Source organism: Ruegeria sp. HKCCA0370 (assembly GCF_013033705.1).
Lineage (GTDB): Bacteria > Pseudomonadota > Alphaproteobacteria > Rhodobacterales > Rhodobacteraceae > Ruegeria.
This window is the reverse complement of sequence record NZ_WQEP01000012.1, coordinates 1-18,025: the sequence shown is the minus strand read 5'-3', so window position 1 is coordinate 18,025 and position 18,025 is coordinate 1. Positions and strand designations below refer to the sequence as shown.

Annotated in this window: 15 protein-coding genes; 9 read left to right on the top strand and 6 right to left on the bottom strand. The window is 60.5% G+C overall.

Going from position 1 to position 18,025, the window contains the following annotated elements; genetic code table 11:
* Window positions 1–5: 5 nt before the first annotated feature.
* Genes GOW31_RS19380 through GOW31_RS19370 form a run of 3 tightly spaced genes read left to right on the top strand, consistent with a single transcriptional unit; the run spans window position 6 to window position 3,157 of the window.
* Window positions 6–968 carry a lysylphosphatidylglycerol synthase transmembrane domain-containing protein gene (locus GOW31_RS19380; RefSeq protein ID WP_171233812.1) on the top strand — a complete coding sequence of 321 codons (963 nt, stop codon included), beginning with the start codon at window positions 6–8 and terminating at the stop codon, window positions 966–968.
* The gene (locus tag GOW31_RS19375; protein ID WP_171172374.1) at window positions 965–2,404 is read left to right on the top strand and encodes an FAD-dependent oxidoreductase; all 1,440 of its coding nucleotides are present in this window, start codon (window positions 965–967) and stop codon (window positions 2,402–2,404) included. The genes GOW31_RS19380 and GOW31_RS19375 overlap by 4 nt, the downstream gene beginning before the upstream one ends.
* 3 nt (window positions 2,405–2,407) lie before the next feature.
* On the top strand, window positions 2,408–3,157 hold the full coding sequence (locus tag GOW31_RS19370; protein ID WP_171172373.1) for a polysaccharide deacetylase family protein: 750 nt from the start codon (window positions 2,408–2,410) through the stop codon (window positions 3,155–3,157).
* Between the two features lie 3 nt (window positions 3,158–3,160).
* On the opposite strand, the gene GOW31_RS22310 is transcribed toward GOW31_RS19370, so the two are convergent.
* The 3 genes from GOW31_RS22310 to GOW31_RS19355 are packed head-to-tail and all read right to left on the bottom strand — an operon-like array spanning window position 3,161 to window position 6,463.
* Window positions 3,161–4,702 (bottom strand): GMC oxidoreductase, encoded by a 1,542-nt coding sequence (locus tag GOW31_RS22310; protein ID WP_171172371.1) that lies wholly within the window; start codon window positions 4,700–4,702, stop codon window positions 3,161–3,163.
* On the bottom strand, window positions 4,699–5,478 hold the full coding sequence (locus tag GOW31_RS19360; protein ID WP_171120556.1) for a methyltransferase domain-containing protein: 780 nt from the start codon (window positions 5,476–5,478) through the stop codon (window positions 4,699–4,701). Before GOW31_RS19360 ends, GOW31_RS22310 begins: the two co-directional genes overlap by 4 nt.
* Window positions 5,479–5,491: 13 nt before the next feature.
* Window positions 5,492–6,463 carry an NAD(P)-dependent oxidoreductase gene (locus tag GOW31_RS19355; RefSeq protein WP_171120554.1) on the bottom strand — a complete coding sequence of 324 codons (972 nt, stop codon included), beginning with the start codon at window positions 6,461–6,463 and terminating at the stop codon, window positions 5,492–5,494.
* Between the two features lie 171 nt (window positions 6,464–6,634).
* Here GOW31_RS19355 and GOW31_RS19350 point away from each other — a divergent pair, with 171 nt between their 5' ends.
* From GOW31_RS19350 to GOW31_RS19340, 3 genes are all read left to right on the top strand, one after another.
* Window positions 6,635–7,726, top strand: coding sequence for an NAD(P)-dependent oxidoreductase (locus GOW31_RS19350; protein ID WP_171172368.1), 1,092 nt, complete (start codon window positions 6,635–6,637; stop codon window positions 7,724–7,726).
* 163 nt (window positions 7,727–7,889) lie between these two features.
* Window positions 7,890–9,260: a nucleotide sugar dehydrogenase gene (locus tag GOW31_RS19345; protein ID WP_171172366.1), complete on the top strand. Its 1,371-nt coding sequence runs from the start codon at window positions 7,890–7,892 to the stop codon at window positions 9,258–9,260.
* Window positions 9,261–9,629: 369 nt separating this feature from the next.
* Window positions 9,630–9,842, top strand: a complete 213-nt coding sequence (locus GOW31_RS19340; RefSeq protein ID WP_171172364.1) for a hypothetical protein — start codon at window positions 9,630–9,632, stop codon at window positions 9,840–9,842.
* A 4-nt stretch (window positions 9,843–9,846) separates the two neighbouring features.
* Here the strand turns inward: GOW31_RS19340 and GOW31_RS19335 are convergent, their stop codons facing one another.
* Window positions 9,847–10,854, bottom strand: a complete 1,008-nt coding sequence (locus GOW31_RS19335) for a replication initiator protein A (protein WP_171120535.1) — start codon at window positions 10,852–10,854, stop codon at window positions 9,847–9,849.
* A 386-nt stretch (window positions 10,855–11,240) separates the two neighbouring features.
* On the opposite strand from GOW31_RS19335, the gene GOW31_RS19330 reads away from it, so the two are divergent.
* Together GOW31_RS19330 and GOW31_RS19325 are read left to right on the top strand one after the other, a co-directional pair.
* On the top strand, window positions 11,241–12,668 hold the full coding sequence (locus tag GOW31_RS19330; RefSeq protein ID WP_171120533.1) for an AAA family ATPase: 1,428 nt from the start codon (window positions 11,241–11,243) through the stop codon (window positions 12,666–12,668).
* A 77-nt stretch (window positions 12,669–12,745) separates the two neighbouring features.
* The gene (locus GOW31_RS19325; RefSeq protein ID WP_171172362.1) at window positions 12,746–13,762 is read left to right on the top strand and encodes a ParB N-terminal domain-containing protein; all 1,017 of its coding nucleotides are present in this window, start codon (window positions 12,746–12,748) and stop codon (window positions 13,760–13,762) included.
* Window positions 13,763–13,880: 118 nt separating this feature from the next.
* Here GOW31_RS19325 and GOW31_RS19320 read toward each other — a convergent pair whose 3' ends face one another.
* Complete coding sequence (locus tag GOW31_RS19320; protein WP_171120527.1) at window positions 13,881–15,800, bottom strand: hypothetical protein; 1,920 nt, start codon at window positions 15,798–15,800, stop codon at window positions 13,881–13,883.
* Between the two features lie 126 nt (window positions 15,801–15,926).
* Window positions 15,927–16,982, bottom strand: a complete 1,056-nt coding sequence (locus tag GOW31_RS19315) for a tyrosine-type recombinase/integrase (protein ID WP_171120525.1) — start codon at window positions 16,980–16,982, stop codon at window positions 15,927–15,929.
* A 421-nt stretch (window positions 16,983–17,403) separates the two neighbouring features.
* Between GOW31_RS19315 and GOW31_RS19310 the strand changes: the two genes are divergently transcribed.
* Window positions 17,404–18,025, top strand: a 622-nt coding sequence (locus tag GOW31_RS19310) for an FkbM family methyltransferase (protein ID WP_171172361.1), incomplete at its 3' end; no start/stop codon positions are given.

Sequence of the window (18,025 nt, the reverse complement as noted above, 5' to 3'; positions counted from 1 at the left end):
GCGGTATGCTTTCCGATCCAAATCAACGGCGCTGGCTGATCCGGGTGGCCGGGTCGGCTCTGGTGCTGGCAATCCTGTTCTGGATTCTGCCGGCCGATGCAATTGTAACAGCGCTGAGGGCGATCCCGATCTGGGTTTTCCTGTCCGTGTTCGTTCTGTTCCTGTTGGCCCATGTTGGCGCGGCCCTGAAATGGTGGCTGCTGCTGAACCGGGGGCTTTCGCCCCTGCTGGCCATCCGGGCGCATTTTGCCGGGCTGGCTGCCAACCTGTGCCTGCCCGGTGCAATTGGCGGCGATACGGTGCGGGCCGGTCTGGCGCAGGCGGCGATGAAGGACGGCGCGCAGGTCGTCGCGGGCGCAACCGTTGACCGGCTGATCGACATGGTGGCGCTGCTGACCCTGTCCTGTCTGGGCCTGGTCCTGACATGGGAAAGCGCGGCGGGCGGGCATATGATCTGGCCAGTGGCGCTGATCCTGCTGGCCGCGCTGGCGGGTATGGTCGCCTTGCCGCGCCTGCTGCCCCTGCCCTGGCGCTATGTTCCGTCCCTGCCCGGCAAGGGGTTTGCCCATCGTCTGGCCGATGCACTGGCCGGGATGGGCCGCAAACCCGGCACGCTGGCAGTCGCTTTCATCGCATCTGTGCTGATCCAGTTGCTGCTGGTCCTGCTGGCCTGGTGGCTGGCCCTGGCGGCGGGTGTTGATGTGGCCGCCGGGCCATGGATCTTCGCCTGGCCGCTGGCCAAGATCATCGCCGTGCTGCCCGTGTCTTTGAACGGGCTGGGCCTGCGCGAGGCCACATTGGCCGGTTTCCTGGCCCCCTTCGGCGCCAGCGCCCCGGCTGTCGTGGCCGCCGGGCTGGTCTGGCAGGTTGTGTTGTTTACAGCGGGCGGGTTTGGCGCGCTGGTTCTGACCATGTCCGGAATGCGGTTCAGCGCCCCGGCAAATTCCCAAAAGGAAGAGTGCAAGTGACGGATGTTTCCCGACCCAATGGCGGCGACACGCCTGAAATCATCATTCTGGGCGCCGGGCCGGCCGGTCTGGCCGCAGCCCATGCCCTGACCGGGCAGGCGAAAGTGACCGTGATCGAACGCGCGCCCAGTGCCGGGGGCAATTCGGCCTCATTCCCGATTGAGGGCGTGATCTGTGATTACGGCTCGCACAGGTTTCATCCGGCGGCAGAGCCCGAGGTTCTGGCCGATGTGAAAGCGCTGCTGGGCGACGATCTGCTGCTGCGCCCGCGCCACGGGCGCATCCGGCTGGGCGGCAAATGGATTCACTTTCCGCTGAAACTGACCGACGCGCTGATGCGCCTGCCCAAACCCTTTGCCGCGTCGCTGATCGGCGACATGGTGCTGAAACCCTTCCGCAAGAAAAGCGAAGGCCCCGAGACGTTCTCGACCGTGCTGTATGACGGGCTGGGGCCGACGATTTCGGACAATTTCTATTTCCCATACGTGCGCAAGCTGTGGGGGCTGGATCCGGACAAGCTGGCGGTGAAACTGGCGGAACGACGGGTGGGCAGCGGCTCGGTCGGCAAGATCCTGATGAAGATGCTGCGCCTGCTGCCGGGGCTGCGCAGCGAAACGGCGGGTCGGTTCTTTTATCCGCGCAAGGGGTTTGGGCAGATCTCGGACGCGATGCGCAACAGTGCCGAGGCCAATGGCGCCACCTTCCTGTTCAATACCGAAATCACCGCCATCGAACGGGACGGCAATCGCATCACCGGGTTGACGATCCGCGACGAAGAGGGCGAGCGGCACTTGACCGGCGATCTGATCCTGTCGACCATCCCGCTGACCGGGCTGACGCGCCTGATCGGCGACCCTCCGGCAGAGGTGGTCGAGGCGGCCCGCGCCATCCGCTTCCGCGGCATGATCCTGCTGTATCTGGTGCTGGAGACCGACCAGTTCACCGAGTTCGATGCCCATTATTTCCCGGAACTGTCGATCCCGATCAGCCGCATGTCGGAGCCCAAGAACTATAACGCCAGTGGCGCGCCAAAGGGCGTCACCGTTCTGTGCGCCGAGTTGCCCTGCGACCCGGATGAAAAATGGTGGTCCATGTCCGACGAGGAACTGGGGCAGGAATTCACCAAATGGCTGGGTCAGTTGGGCCTGCCCGTCACCGTGCCGGTGCGCCGCTGCGAAACCCGGCGGCTGAGCCATGCCTATCCGGTCTACGATGTGGGCTATGAAGAGCGGTTCGATACGGTTGATCAGTGGCTCTCAGATATGGACGGATTGCTCGTATTTGGACGGCAGGGCCTGTTCGCCCACGACAACACGCACCACGCCTTTGCCATGGCCTATGGCGCGGCGGATTGCATCGACGACAAGGGCAATGTCGACCGCGCGAAATGGAACAGCTATCGTGAGGTCTTTGCCACCCATGTGGTGGAAGACTGACCCATGCCCGCCTGGCAGGCCGATATCCTGATGTATCATTCGATCTCGGACGCGCCGGGACCAACCTCGATCGCGCCCGACATCTTTGCGGCACAGATGCGGGCGCTGGCGGCGTCCGACCTGCCGGTGGTGACGCCGGACGCGCTGGCCAACCCGCCTGCCCCCCGTGTGGTCATCATCAGCTTCGATGACGGGTTCCAGGATTTCGCCGATACCGCCTGGCCGATCCTGCGCGAACATGGCTTCTGCCCGATCGTCTATCTGCCCTCGGGCCTGATGGGTGGCACCGACATCTGGGCCGGGGGCAATATCCCGCCCCGCCCGCTGATGGATTGGGACAGGGTCAAGGCGCTGGCAGCGGAAGGGGTCAGCTTTGGCGCACATAGTGTCAGCCATCCCGATCTGTCGACGCTGGATGCAGAGACCTTGGAGGAAGAAGTCACCGGATCCGGTCAAGATATTGCCGCCCGGCTTGGTCAACCCGTCCGGCATTTCGCCCCGCCCTATGGCGCGTCGAACCCGAGTGTACGCGCACAGATTGCCCGGCACTACGATACCTCGGTCGGCACCCGTCTGGGCGTAGCCGGGCCAGGGGATGACATCCACGACCTGCCGCGGCTCGAGATGTTCTATTTCACCGACATCGCCCGCTGGCAGGCGCATCTGGCCGGGCGGGGCGGCCCCTATTTGGCGGCCCGCAAACTGATGCGCGGCGTGCGAAGCGGGCTGAGCAGGGTGCTGCCCATCAACTGAATGTCAGGCTTCGGGTGCAAGCGTTCCGATCCGGTGGGCATTCGCCATCACACTGAATGTAATTGTCGTCGCCGGGATGGTCGGCAGGACAGAGGCATCAACGACGTGAATGCGCGTCGCACCATACGGGCGCCCCAGCACATCGCTTTCACCCGGGCCCGGGTCATCCGACATCGGCAGATCACCTCCGACATGAAAACTGGCCCCCGGCGCCCCGAACCGCGCTGCAAAAGACAAGCTGGTCAGACCAAGCCCCCGCAAGGCCCGGCCATAGCGCGCAAGCGCTGCCCGCATTGTCTCGGCGGTTGCGGGATTTTCGTTCAGTTCCGGGCGTAGCCGCCCATCCTCTGCCAGACGCAAGGCTATTTCATGCGAATGATCGGAATGCAGGAAAACCTGCGCCACGATCAGACGTCGGGCCAGCGCCTCAAGCAGCGGCCCGCTGCCGGGTATCCGGCGGCCATAGTTCTGTTTCAGATCGCGGGCATAGTATTCATTCCAGGTATAGATCTGCGCGTGAACCAGTTGCCGCGACACGGTCGGGTCATCCAGTTCGGCAAAAAGCTGCGGCAGCGTCTGATAGGGCAAAACATCGGGCCGCCTGGGTGCCCGCCAACGGTGCAGCATCGGCAGAAAGGCCTGCTGGCTGTCTTTCAACACCAGCTCCTTGCCCCGCAAGCCGGGTGACGCCAACAGGATACGCGCGCTTTCCAGCACCCCGGCGGCCAGAAACACCCGGTTTCCGCGGACATCGCTGCCATCTGCCAAAGTGACGGCAACCTCGTCGCCTTCCTCGCGGACCTGCCGCACCACGTGATCCGCGCGGTAGGCAAAGCCTGGCTCTGCCTGCAACGCCATGCGGGTTTGTCTTGCAGACCAGATCAGCGACCACGGGCACCCGTGCAGACACAGCCCGCAGGTCTGACAGCCCGGCCCAACCGCCTGCCGCGCCAGACCGACATGCATCCCAGCCCCCTGCAATGCCTTCGCCTTCTGCCTGGAACGGGCCAGCAGCATCTTGGCCTGCGCGGTTGGTGGAACGGGTGTTCGGCCTGTCATATCGCAGGCGGGAAAGAGGTCTTGCAGCCCGTCCTGTTGCCCGGACACGGGCATTATATCCGCCACCGCCCTGTAATGTGGGGCAAGATCGTCGGTCGTTATGGGCCAGTCGTCGATATCCGCTTGCCGATACGGCAAGACCGCAGCGCCCCAGACATTGGACAGCCCGCCCGCCGCCCGCGACGCGCGCAAAGCAAACCAATCCGCCCCTTCCGCCAGTGTGCGCGCAGATGAGGCCAGCGCATAACCTGTTCCATAGCGCCACACCTCGCCTTCCGGGGCCTGAAACTGAGGCTCCATCCAGGCTGTACGCGCCTCGGCGCTCCAGTCTTCGGCGCGGGTTCGGGACATCTGCTGCACCCGGTCCGTGACCCCGGGCCCCGGTTCCACCCCGGCATCCAGCATCGTGACGTTTCGCCCCCGCGCCAGTAAGGCCCGGGCGACGGAAACCCCGGCAGGCCCGGACCCTATGACAAGATCGCTCACTGCGCCTTTACTGCCCGGACCAGAACCAGCATTTCATAGTTGGGATCATGGGTGGACAGTTCTTCGGGCGCAATTTCACTGGCCCCAAGGCCGTGCAGGTTGCAGATGCAGGTAAAGACATTGCCAACGGTCGACACCTCGACATTCTCTGCCGGGAAGACCGCCCGGAACAGGCGGCGCTTGGACTGGCTGGTGAAATGCCAGTATTCGCCCCAGTCATCCACGCCTTCGCGCCGCGCCACACGGGTCATCCCATGCGAGGTGCACAGCACCACGCCACCGGGTTTCAGAATGCGTTCCAGCGTTGCGATCGCCTTGTCGACCTCAAAGATCATCTGAAGGGTTTGGGTGATGATGATGCAGTCGAAACTGTTGTCGGGAATATGCGGCGCATCGGTGATATCCGCCACGATGGTCGCTTGTGGATTGCCCTCGACATAGCTCAGCACATCCGCCTGCGTGACCCGGTCACCGCCGAATTTCTTCGTATAGGCCGGATCGCCGAATTCCAGAACCCGGCCACGGATGTCGTCGCTGTGGTTTTGCAGGAACTCTTCCATGTAATAGCGCTCGATGGTCAGCAGATCGCGGTCCTGGCCGAACACGGCACTGATCGGCGACAGCCGCCGCAGCCCGCCGAAATCCACCGACCCCACGGGGGTCGATTGCAGGTTGTGCAGCCGCTGCTGTTTGCGGATCCATTTCCGCAGCCTTTCGGGCAGCAGCACGGTTGCGGTGTCGCGCACCAGCTTTTCAACTCTTTGTCCCGGTGTCATCGTGATCAGCCCTTCATGCGTAGGCTTTGGCGCGTTTCTCGGCCATGATATCGGCGATGATATCATCCAGCGTGCGCGCCGGGCTGAACCCGGTATAGCGCCGCAGCTTGGACACATCCGGCAGACGGCGGGCCATGTCTTCGAACCCTTCGGGATAGACCTCTTCGTAAGGCACCAGCCGGATTTCCGAGGTTGAGCCCGTTGCGGCAATCACCTTTTCGGCCAGCCCCCGGATCGTCACTTCCTGTTCACCACCGATATTGAAGACCTGCCCCCGGGCTTCGGGGACATCGAGCAGACGCACAAGCGCCTCGATCACATCGGCCACATGGCTGAAACAGCGCGATTGCTCGCCGGTGCCATGAACCTGAATCGGCTGACCGGCCAGGGCCGCTTCGATGAAGTTCGGCACCACCATGCCATAGCGCCCGGTCTGGCGCGGGCCAGTCGTGTTGAAAAAGCGCAGCACGACCACCGGCAGATCCACCTCGCGCGCATAGGCCAGTGCCATGAACTCATCCAGCGTTTTGGCGCAGGCATAGGACCAGCGCAGCACGCTGGTTGCGCCGATCGTCAGGTCGTCATCTTCGTTGAACGGGAATTTCGAGGCCTTGCCGTAAACCTCGGAACTGGAGGCGATGAAGACCAGCGGCTTGTGGCGCAGGGCCGCGCGCAACACGTTCTGCGTGCCGTCGACATTGGTCGCAATCGACTGGCTGGGCTGATCCATGATCAGCTTGACCCCGACCGCGGCGGCCAGGTGAAACACCGCGTCAGCAGCCCCGACCAGTTCCTCGACCAATGTGGCATCCAGAACGCTGCCTTCGACAAAACGAAAGGCGGAATGATCCTGAACGGAAGACAGGTTTTGCAGCGATCCGGTGGACAGGTCATCCAGCACCGTCACCTCATGCCCATTGCCAATCAGACGCTCGGCCAGATGCGATCCGATAAAACCGGCCCCGCCCGTGATCAAAATTTGCATGAATAACCCTCGTACCAACAGAATCCACTCTAATGCCACAGGCTTAGCATAGGGATCGGTGGCCACCAAATGGTAGATACCGCTATGGTGCGCTGACAGGCCGGGCCTGCACAGTTTTGGAAAAAGGGCTGAATTGTTGCACAACGCATTAAGAATGTTGAACCTGCGGACATGACCGAAAAACACGTGGACCCCCGCCCCGGCGACGGCCTTGCAGGCCAGCGCGTGGTCGTGACCGGCGCCACCGGTTTCATCGGCCGGCGCCTGATCGATGCGCTGCTGAAACTGGGATGTGACGTGACCGCCTTGCTGCGCACGCGCCACGGGGCTGCCGCATTGGAACAGGCCGGAGCAAAGGCACTGGTTTGCCGGCTGCACCCCGGCCCGGCTCTGACGCAGGCGCTGGACGGTGCGGCGGCTCTGTTTCATCTGGCTTACGATTTCCGGGCCCCCGGCGCGGACAACCTTGCAGCCTTCGACGCGCTTGCCAAAGCCGCCGAAGACGGGTCTTGCAACCGTATCGTGCATCTGAGTTCCGCCGTGGTCTATGACAGCTGGCCCAACGGGCCGATCACCGAACGCAACCCGATCACGCCGGAAGATGTGCAAAGCTATCGCGGTGCCAAAATTGCGATGGAACAGAGACTGTTACAGGGGAAATGCGATGCCGCCATCTTGCAGCCGACCATCGTCTATGGGCCCGGCAGTGCGCTTTGGACCAACGGGCCATTGGCGATGATGCGCAGGGGCGGCATCATCCTGCCCGACCCGCCCGGACAATGCCCGGCCGTGCATGTCGATGACGTGGTGCAGGCCGCCCTGCGCGCGGCCTCATCACCCCGGACCGGGGTCGAGCGATACCTGATCAGCGGGCCGGACATGTTGGGATGGAAGACGTTTTTCGAAGGCTATGCCCACCTTGCCGGATGCGGAGAGGTTCGGATTGATCCGGCTGCGAACCCGACCCCGCCGCCGTCGCCCAATGGCAATGCGCCCTCAGGCCCCTCTCTGGCGGGGCAGCTCAGCGCGCATCTGCGCCGCCTTGTCGGGCGCCGCCGGGTCGAGGCCGCCGCAAACTGGGCACGGTCCGTTCAGGCCCGGCTGGCAAAACCCCGGCCCGTGATGCCTGACATGGCGGGACGCAGGCTTTTTGCCGGTCAGCCAGAGGTTTCAACCCGATATGCACAGGATCAGATCGGGTATGTGCCTCGTGTTTCCTTCGACGAATGGATCGAGCATATGCGAAAACAATCGGCACGCTGATTCAAGACTGCCTTGTTTTTGGAAACACCCATTCCGGGTCTTTGCCGGGAACGACAAATTAGTTGGCTTCGTTCCCGATCTGTCCTATCCGATGAAGAGAGAAGGTTTCCAATCTGCTAAGCTAATTTTAATTCAGTGTGACTTTGTACGATCAGGATAGATTATGAACTACGAAACCTCGCACCATCAGTCCCTCAAGCAGCTTATCGCGGCGCGCGATGCGCGGGTTGCCGTGGTCGGGCTGGGCTATGTCGGCCTGCCGCTGGCGCTGACGGCTTATGATGAAGGGTTTGATACCACCGGCGTTGATCTCAACCCCGACCGGGTGGCGCGGATCAATCAGGGGGGTCAGGTCATCTCGTATCTGGCACCGGATCGGATCGCACACGCGGTGGAGAGTGGGCGCTTTCGCGCAACGCAGGACGCCGCAGCACTGGCCGAGGCCGATATCATCCTGATCTGTGTGCCGACCCCGCTGACCGACGCACAAGATCCCGACATGCGTTTTGTCGCCGCCGCCGCGCAGACCATCGCACAGCATCTGCGCCCCGGTCAGATGGTGGTGCTGGAAAGCAGCGTCTGGCCCGGAGCCACGACCACGCTGGTTCAGCCGATCCTCGAAGCGGGCGGTCTGCGGGCAGGTTCCGATTTCTTCCTGGCCTTCTCGCCCGAGCGCGAAGACCCCGGCAATGACAAGTTCGACACGCACAGCATCCCGAAAGTGGTCGGTGCCGACGATCCGCAATCGCGGCAACTGGTCGAAGATTTCTATCGCGCCATCGTCACCAGCGCCGTGCCGGTCAGCTCGGCCGCCACTGCCGAAGCGGTGAAGCTGGTCGAAAACAGCTTTCGCACCGTCAATATCGCGCTGGTCAACGAGTTGAAGACCGCGCTTGAAGCAATGGACGTGGATGTCTGGGAAGTGATCGAGGCGGCGGCGACCAAGCCGTTTGGCTTCATGCCCTTCTATCCCGGTCCTGGAATTGGTGGGGCCTGCATCCCGGTGTCTCCGGCCTATCTGGCCTGGCGCGCCGCGGATGCAGGATCTGATACGCCGCTGATCAATCTGGCCCGCTCCAGCAATGACGCGGTCCCTTCGATGCTGGCGGCACGGATGGCGGCGGAACTGGCCGCGCGCAACGGCTCGGCGCTGGCGGAAACCGGACAGCCCCTGACCGGGCAGCGCATCCTGCTGATGGGCATCGCCTATAAGCGTGATGTCGAGGACACCCGCCGCAGCCCGGCGCTGGTGCTGCTGGACGAATTGGAGAAGCTGGGGGCCGAGGTTGACTATCACGATCCGTATTTCCCCCGCCTGCCCGAAGGCGGCGAATACCCGCAGCTGGCGGGCCGGACCTCGCAGCCGCTGACGGCAGACACCCTGAAACGCTATGCGGCAGTGGCCGTAATCACCGATCACAGCGCCCCGGATTATGGTCTTGTCGCGCGCGAGGCCGCGCTGGTCTTCGATACGCGCAACGTCTTTGAAAAGCAGGGGATCAGGGTGGCAGACGGACGGCTGGTCAAGATGTGACCCCCCAAAACCTCTGATCATTCAATGGCCAAAGCGCGCGAGTCTGCCATTCCATCCAAATGATCGCGGATTGACAAAACTGTGTCATAGGCGGGCCTTTGCACATTTTCTGGGGTCGTCGGCATTCTATATTGCTGTCACAAAAGTTTTAAGGAACTATCTGTTCAGACATATTCATGTCTCAATAAATTATAAGCAGTGTCGCACGAGTAGTGGAGCAATGCTCCTCCCGGTAAAAATAACCAAATTTTAACCTCTGGTGGTTCAAAGTTTTGCCATGATTTCATCGCGGAATCATTTTGGGCATCTGCTCAATGGCATGACGGCGCCCACCTGGGTTTGACCAGACCAAGACCATAGCCGGAGGACTTGGAGAAGATGATTGGAATTATCGGGATAGCCATTCTAGTTGGCCTGTGCGCCGGCGGGTTTGCTTTGATTTCCGGTGCATCCATCCTGATGGCTCTGGGCAGCTACATCCTCTTCGGCTGGCTGTTCATCATTGCAGCCCTCATTGTTATAGGCGCCGTCAAAATCGTGAAGACACGCGTGCAGAAACAAAATCCCGCCTATTCCAGCTAAGCGCCTAGCCCCGTCCGGCGACCCTTTTGGCCACATAGCCCAGAAACGCGCGCTGCGGGTTTCTGATCTGTGGGCGGCCTGACGCGGCCCAATAAGCCAGCCAATCCGCTTCCAGCGCATAGACATCGTGGCCAGGCGCCATCGCCCTGGCCTCCTCCAGCGCCTGCGGCGGCAGGATCGGCTTGTCCGGCCCCTCGACCACCTGACCCCGGCGCGAGAACCGGATCAGGTCGCCCGGCTCTTCGGTCATCTCATAATCGGGCAGGTGGTCGGCTGCGATCATGTCACGGATCATCTTGCGGAACACCCGCCGGGGTGAGGCCGAGCCGGACTTTTTCAACAGCACCTCGACCGAAATCCGCCACTCGGGCTGACGCCCGCAATGTTTGCGCGCCAGCTCATAGATCCGCCGCTCCAGCGGTTTGCGCAGGCGGAAGTAATCGCGGCTGAGGGTCAGCACCGATTTCGCCAGCACCGCACGGAACAGCCAGTCCGACAGCTTCACGCTGACGCTGGCCATCCGCCCCGCCCTTGTGTGACGCACGATTTCCCAGCTCTCGATCAGGCCGAACCCCGTAGTGGTTTCCGTTTCACCCGTCACAATGTTGGTGGTGATCCTTGTGCCGGCCAGCCGCTCGAACGCTTCGCGCAGACGCTTGTAACCGTCACCGCTGGTTTCGCGGTTGGTGGCCACCAGCAGATCATGCGCCTTCAGATGCAACACCCGGCTGACAGTCCGGCCCGCATTGATCGCCGCCATCAGCTGGCTGATGCAAAAGATCAGGATGTCCTTGTCGTGGATCGTCGCCAGACCGCGCACCGAAGGCGTCACCGTGATCTCGACCCCGTTATGTTCGTAATTGAGGATGCGCCGGTCCGGCCGGGTCGAGAGCGAAAACATAGGATGCTCCATCGAACCCATATCTGTCTTGGGCAGCGCATCGAAGATATCGCATACAAAAAAATCGCCCGTTGGGTGCCGGTCAGGCAACAACGCCCCTGACCCGCTCATACTGCCCTGCCCATATGTCCTGCCCGAATCTTTGTTCGTGGTTTTATTGACGCTCACCGTAGAGTTATCCACAGGATGCGTAAAGCCGCCGGAACGTGGGTTCAGAGTCACTGCAACGTGGGATCAGAATCACCCTATCGTGGGATCAGATTCAGTATGATCTGCGAGAAATACAAAAACCTCTTTTTTTTCTTATACTTAATAGAACTCAAATTCAGCCGTAACTGATAAGATAACAGGATTCTAACTGAACATTTTTTTGCTATACGCCCAAAAGCAGCGTCTCGAAGGTTTTCTACCCTTTAATTTTGCTTAGAAAATCCGGTTTTGTGCTCATAATACTTTCACATACTTCCTTTTGTGGTATATTGGCAAAAACATAGCACATGGGCAGTATTTCAATGCGAGCAGCAACGTCCGAGGGGCTTCCCCCGTATTTCAATATCGACCCGGATCTGGCCTATGCTGAACTGGGCGACCCAACCGGAACACATGAGTTCTCGCAAATCGCGGATGCCTGTGCGCGGGGGCGTAGCGACTTGGCGAACCGGGGCCTGGAAGAAAACGGTCAGAAAAAGCTGCGCCTGTTTTCGACCTGGGAAATCACCAAATATCTGATCCCTGTCGCGCCCGCTCATTTTCGCCGGGTCCTGAAAGGCAATCCGGATTTGCCCCAGGGACAGTCCGAAACCGAAGGCGGTGCCAAGTGGTTTACGCTGGATGAGGTTCTGCGGCTGCGGGCACATTTCGCCTCGGAAGGATCCAAGGCAAAAGAATACCGCCCCTACCGCCCCGAGGGTCTGCCCGCCAAGATCGTGTCCGTGGCCAATTTCAAGGGCGGTGTTGGCAAAACTTCGACCTGCGCGCATCTGGCCATGTCGGCGGCTCTGGACGGTTACAAGGTACTGGTCATCGACCTGGACAGCCAGGGTTCGATGACGTCGATCTTTGGCGGCAAAGTCAGCGATGAATGGCAGACGGTGTTCCCCTTGCTCGCCCGCCACTACGCCACCCATCTGCGCCGCGACAATCAGGGGCGTCTTGACCGGGGTGAGGCCCCGCATCCGATCGATGATACCCTGTCCGAGGCGCTGAAGACCCGCAGCCGCGATCTGATCCAAACCACTCACTGGCCGAATATCGATCTGATCGGAGCGCAGCTGAACCTCTATTGGGCGGAATTCCAGATCCCGGTCTGGCGGATGCAGGGCCGCAGCTGGAAGCTGTGGGATGCGCTGACGGATACGCTGGACGAGGATGGGGTGCTGGACGATTATGATATCATTTTCATCGATACCCCCCCTGCCCTTGGCTATCTGACGATCAACGGGCTGGCGGCTTCGGATATCCTTCTGGTGCCCATGGGGGCCTCGTTCCTGGAGTTCGACTCCACGGGGCGCTTCTTTGACATGCTGCATTCCACCTTCCAGTCCATCGAGGATGGCGAGAACATGGCCGCCCGCGCCTTGGGGCGGCCCGAGATGGCGTTTCAGTGGGATGCGGTGCGCACGATCATCACCCGCTATGATGGCAGCCAGCAGGCGGAGCTGGCCGGGCTGATGCAGGCCTATCTGGGCCGGACCCTGTCGCCACACTGGCAGGGCTACACGGCGCTGATCGGTCAGGCGGGGGAACAGGTCAACGGTATCTACGAGGCCGATTACCGCGATTTCAACCGCGAGACCTATGTGCGCGGGCGGGAAACCTTTGATGCCACCTATGCCTCGTTCAAGAAGCTGCTGATCGGCGTCTGGCGGGGCGAAGAACGGGCCCGGCAGGCCGAAGAGGCGGGAACACCGGAATTGTCGCTCTGAGCGCGATGTTTCGCGCGCGAAACACGCCTGCCACGTCCCGAAACAGAGTCTGATCCGCGCAGGAAAAGGAGAAACCAATGGCAAAACGCAAACGACTGACCCCTGCCCGGCCGGATTATCTGGAAGACAACCGCCCTGCCCCCGGGCTGAACCCGATGTTCCCCACAGACACCCCCCGGACCACGCCGCCGGTTGCGCAGGTGGCCGGGGCCACGGCGGCGCAGGCGGCGCTGGAAGAGCTGTCCGGAGAATTGCGTGCCGCGCGGGCCGAAGGGCGCTTGGTGCAGGATCTGCCATTGGACGCCATCGAGGAAACCTATTTGGTGCGTGATCGCATGGCGGCAGATGACGCGGATATGGAGGCGCTGAAGGAAAGCCTGAAGACCCGCGGGCAGCAAACCCCGATCGAGGTCGTGGAACTGGAGGGCGGGCGTTACGGGTTGATCTCGGGCTGGCGGCGTCTGACAGCGCTGCGGGCTTTGGCGCAGCAGACGGGCGAGGCCCGCTTTGAGACCGTGCGTGCGTTCCTCAGGCAGCCGCAGAGCGCATCTGATGCCTATGTGGCCATGGTCGAGGAAAATGAAATCCGCGTCGGGCTGAGCTATTACGAGCGCGCCCGGATCGTGGCGCGCGCGGCAGAGCAGGGCGTTTACCCGGATGAGACTGCGGCCCTGCGTGGGCTGTTTGCCTCGGCCAGCCGGGCGAAGCGATCCAAGATCGGCTCGTTCATCGCGATCTATCACGCCCTGGATGACCATCTGCGCTTTGCGTCAGCTATTCCTGAACGGTTGGGGCTGTCGATTGCAAAGGTCCTGAAAGAGGAGGCAAAAGCAGCTTCCTTGATCACCACCGCTCTGCGGAAGGCCGCGCCTCAGAGCGGGGAAGCCGAGATTTCCGCTCTGACCCGTGCAGTGAGCGGCCTGGGGTCGAATGGGGAAAACCCACCTGCTGCCAAGACCCCCTTGAAAGAGACATTCGGCGGCATTCAGTTGAAACAGAGTCGAAACGGTGCACAGGTCACCCTGTCCGGCGAGGGAATGTCCGAGACATTTCTTGCGGAGCTGAAAGCCTGGCTGCACGCGCGCGGCACATGATGTTTCGCGCGCGAAACAGCGTGAACGGCTTGCAAGCTTTGCGCCGGGCCGACTTGAAATCTGGAGCATGCAAGCCGACGGAGTTGTGCCCGCCTCAGGCAGTTCCGTGCCACGCCTGTCATTCAAGATACCAAACTGAGTAACGCTGGCCGGCATGCAGAAGCTCAGCGCCGCGGCTGTCCATCCAAGACAGCAATGCAGGCTGATGAACATTGTCCGACAAAACCGTAAACGGTTCGCCCAGCTCGCTACGGATCAGACTGTAAGCCTGTTCCCGGTCCTGTGATACTTCGCTGTTGAAAAATGCGTCCAGACGGTTTTGCCTGGACGTCAGCAAAGCCGGATCAAATCCTTTGACATCTTGCAGCAGATAGCCAGTCTTCATTCCCAGGCCTGTCAAGTAGGTGTCGTCATCGTATAGGATGTAAACCGGACGGCGCGTGAACGGCGTGATGTGCAGGGGTGTGGCAGCGACCAATGTAGGTATGCCCGGTTCGGTTCGGTCACGTATGACGGCCAAAGCATCCCCCAGGCCCTCTGCATCTGTCAGCCTTTGATCTTCACCGGAAAAGGTTACCTGAAACGGCGGTTCATACATTTTGGTTCTGGGATAGGCGGTCGCAAAACCCCCGGCCACTATCAGAAGAAGAAGTGCGCCTAGCGCCCAGGGTCGTTTCGATTTCCGCCAAAGATACTCTGACCACAAGGCGACAAAAGGCAGGCCGCATAGGGAGGCGACCATCACATATTTGTATTCGTTGCGAAAGTTGGGAACATGCAGAAGCACCGCCATGGAACCTGCTGCGAATGCCGCGAGAGTCAGGAAAGTAAGCTGTTCACGCGGCATGATGCCCCGGTTCATCAGTGCGAACACCCATGCAGCAACAGGAATCAAAAGCCCGGTTGCCGCGGCCACGCCATGGCGCCAGATCTGACCGGGAACATGAAGCTCAATCCCGGCTCCTGCCACGCGATCGCTTGTCTGGGCCGTCACCAGGAAATAGGTGCAGGCCGTTCCCAGCAAGACGGAAGCGTATAAGAGCGAGACGTTTTTCAGGCGCGATTTCATAGTCTGTGTTTGATCCAGAACCCACATAATGCCAGCGGCCCCAAGAAATGTCGCTGCTGCCGGAAGATAAAGGGGGTAAACCAACCCGATACCCACCAGGAACAAAATCCAAAGCGGAATAGCCGTCTTGGGGCTGGAATTGGTTGCCGAGCGCAGGATAGTCAGCAGCATTGCCAGCATCAGGATCAACCCAAGCTGGTTTGTGTTCAGAAACAGGAATTTCAGGCCTGTAGCATCGTAGCGCGCGTCGCCGATGAAATGATGGTAACGCTCGGCCCCGTTCCAGAGAGACGAAGAAATTGCTCTGCCAAGCACGCCGATCGGGTTTGTGGATAAGGCTGCGAGGATTGGGGCGAGCAGCATTGCCACAGGGCCACCGCCGACAGACCTAACGACGAGAATGGACAAAACGCCAAAGCCAAATGCCATTGCCGGGTTTATCCACAAATATGCATTTATCGGCGATTGATCGAGAACCTGCCCAAGCAAGACCCTTTGCAGATGGCCAAACCATGGATATCCCGTGCCCAGCCCGGCCAATTGCCATTCTTCTGGTGCTGTTGGATTTTCTATCAGGGCATAGATTAAATCTGCGTGTAAAAATGTATGTGACCACTGATAAACGTAGGGCGCATTTGCATGTACGACGAGTACAATAAGCGGCAACACCAATGTCGATGGAATAATCAGGCGATAGTTCTGGAGCGGTACCCACTGCCAGGATCGCATGATGAACCAAATGGATCCCAAGTTTATTGTCAGGATGGCCCAGGGGATCGTGCCCGTTCCCATACCTGCATAGGCCAGCGCCAGGTATTGGGCGCAAGACATTGGGATCGAAAGAGCAAACGAAACACCAAAACGATCCCAGATGTCCACATTTCGAAGCAATCGGGAGAACGCAATCCAGGCACCTGGCAGAAAGAGCAGCAAGACAACTGAAATACCGCGCAACAAAATCTCAAACATAAACAGAACACCTGTACTTACCTGTGATCAGGGTTCCATTTGGCAGGGGTGTGATGCAATAAAAAAAATCTTGCAGAATCTCACGGTGCCAGCAGGGGATTGTGATAATCCGGGCTTGAAGCGGGCTCACCCCAACAGATCGGTTGCCGGGTTCTCAGAGATATCGACGTCGTCATAGTATTTCTGTGCCTGCGCCATGGAGCGGTGCAGGGACAGGCGCATTGCGGCCTGGATCGGTGCGCCGTCCAAGGCGGCTTGTGTCAGAAACCCTGATCGCAACCCGTGAGGCGAGGCGAAATCTTCGGGCAGCCCGGCCATTTTCAGCCGGTGTTTGACGATCTGCGCAATCGCATCTGGCGACAGGCGGCGGTTCAGCACCCGGTCCGCCTTGGAGATGGGGCGGAACAATGGCCCGTCCGATATCTCTCCTACCTCGATCCAGTGGATCAGCGCCTGCGCGGCCCGTCCCTTCAGGACCAGCCGGGGTGTCTCGCCCTTTGCCGTTGTTTTGGTTTCCAGCAATGAGATCCAGATCAGCCCTTTGTCTTCGAACTCTTTGCAGGACACATCCTCGCGTCGCAGGGCGGTGATCTCGGACCGGCGCCGACCGCCGCTGGCCCAGCCCAGCATCAGGATGGCGCGGTCGCGGCAGTCCCGACGGGTGCCGCGGCAGGTGGCGAGCAGCTGTTCCAGCACGCCCCGGGTGATGGGGTGGGCGGATTTTGGAGCCGGGGGGCGTGCCGCCGCGCGCCGCGCCTTGGACCGGGCCTGTTTCACCTGCGGCGCCTCAAACGGGCTGGCGAGGTTCTTCATCCGGTGAAACGCCAGCCAGGAGGCGATGCGCCGATCCAGCGTGGACGGGGCAGGGCAGGCCAGCGACTTGCGCACCCCTTGCGCAATGAGCGCCTCAGCTGTTTGACGCGCCGGATCGTCGGTGGGTGCATCCCCCAGGCTACGGGCATGATCGAGAATGAAGGCCAGCGCGGTGGCCTCGGATTCCGGCCAGTCCAGTGCAGTGCCAAAGCGGGCGGTTTTCCAGGCGGTCACATAGAGCAGGTCGCGCTCATAGGCGCGCAGGGTATTGGCGGGTGTGCCGCGCACATAAAGGTCTGTCAACGCGTCCTGATCCGCCTGCGACAGGGCAGGGGAGGTGGCCGGGAGATAGGGGGCAGGGGTGGTCATGGCCTCTAATCTGGGCCGGTTTTGCGCGGAAATCAAGTATACATGATAAGGGATACTTATCGAGTTTAATAATGAAAAACCAAAATAGGCAATATAGAATGCATAACACCAGAAAAATGAGTATTGTCCAAAACTCAGCTTGAAATCACTCCCTTAAAAATGACCTCGATCAGTGTTCTCTTGGGGCTCAGACCCCACTGTTTCCCGCTTCAAGAACGCGCGGTCGCATGTCTGTGCTTTGCGGTGAACGGATGCGCAAGAAGATGCCACCCGATACAATCTGCGTCGCGCCAAGCCAGCCCACCGTGCAGCGTGGCAGAACAAGTTTTCTGTCCCTGTTCGAAAGTATCCAAACCATGTAAAGGATTCGAAACGGAAAACGTCCTCAAAACACTAGCAACAGACAGGCGGACTCAGTGACATGACAGAGATCATATCGTCCCATTCGCACGGCGCGGAAGACATCCTTTTGCATCGTACCCTGCAAGGAGTGGAGGCGGGATTCTACATCGACATTGGTGCCTTTGACCCCGTCGAAGAGTCCATAACGAAGATCTTCTATGATGCGGGTTGGAACGGTATCAACCTGGAACCCAACCCCGATGCTTTTGCGCGCCTGCAGGAACTGCGCCCCCGCGACATAAATCTCGATATCGCCGTGAGTGATACAGAAGGCACGCTGACGCTCAACCTGCTCCGCGATACGGGGCTGACGACGCTTGTCAAAGACATTGCCGAGACCCATGCCGACAAGGGTTGGGATGTCGAAGCGCTGGAGGTTCAGACCCGGCGACTGGCGGATATCTGGGATGCACATGTTCCCGCAGGGCAAGAGGTGCACTTCCTGAAGATCGATGTCGAAGGCGCTGAAGAGGCCGTGATCCGGAGTGCGGACTGGACTCGCCACCGCCCCTGGATCGTTGTGGCAGAGGCCGTTGTGCCGTTGAGCACGGAGCAGAACCACCATGCATGGGATCCTCTGCTTTTGGAGGCGGGATACCAATTCGCCTATTTCGACGGATTGAACCGCTACTATGTCGCGG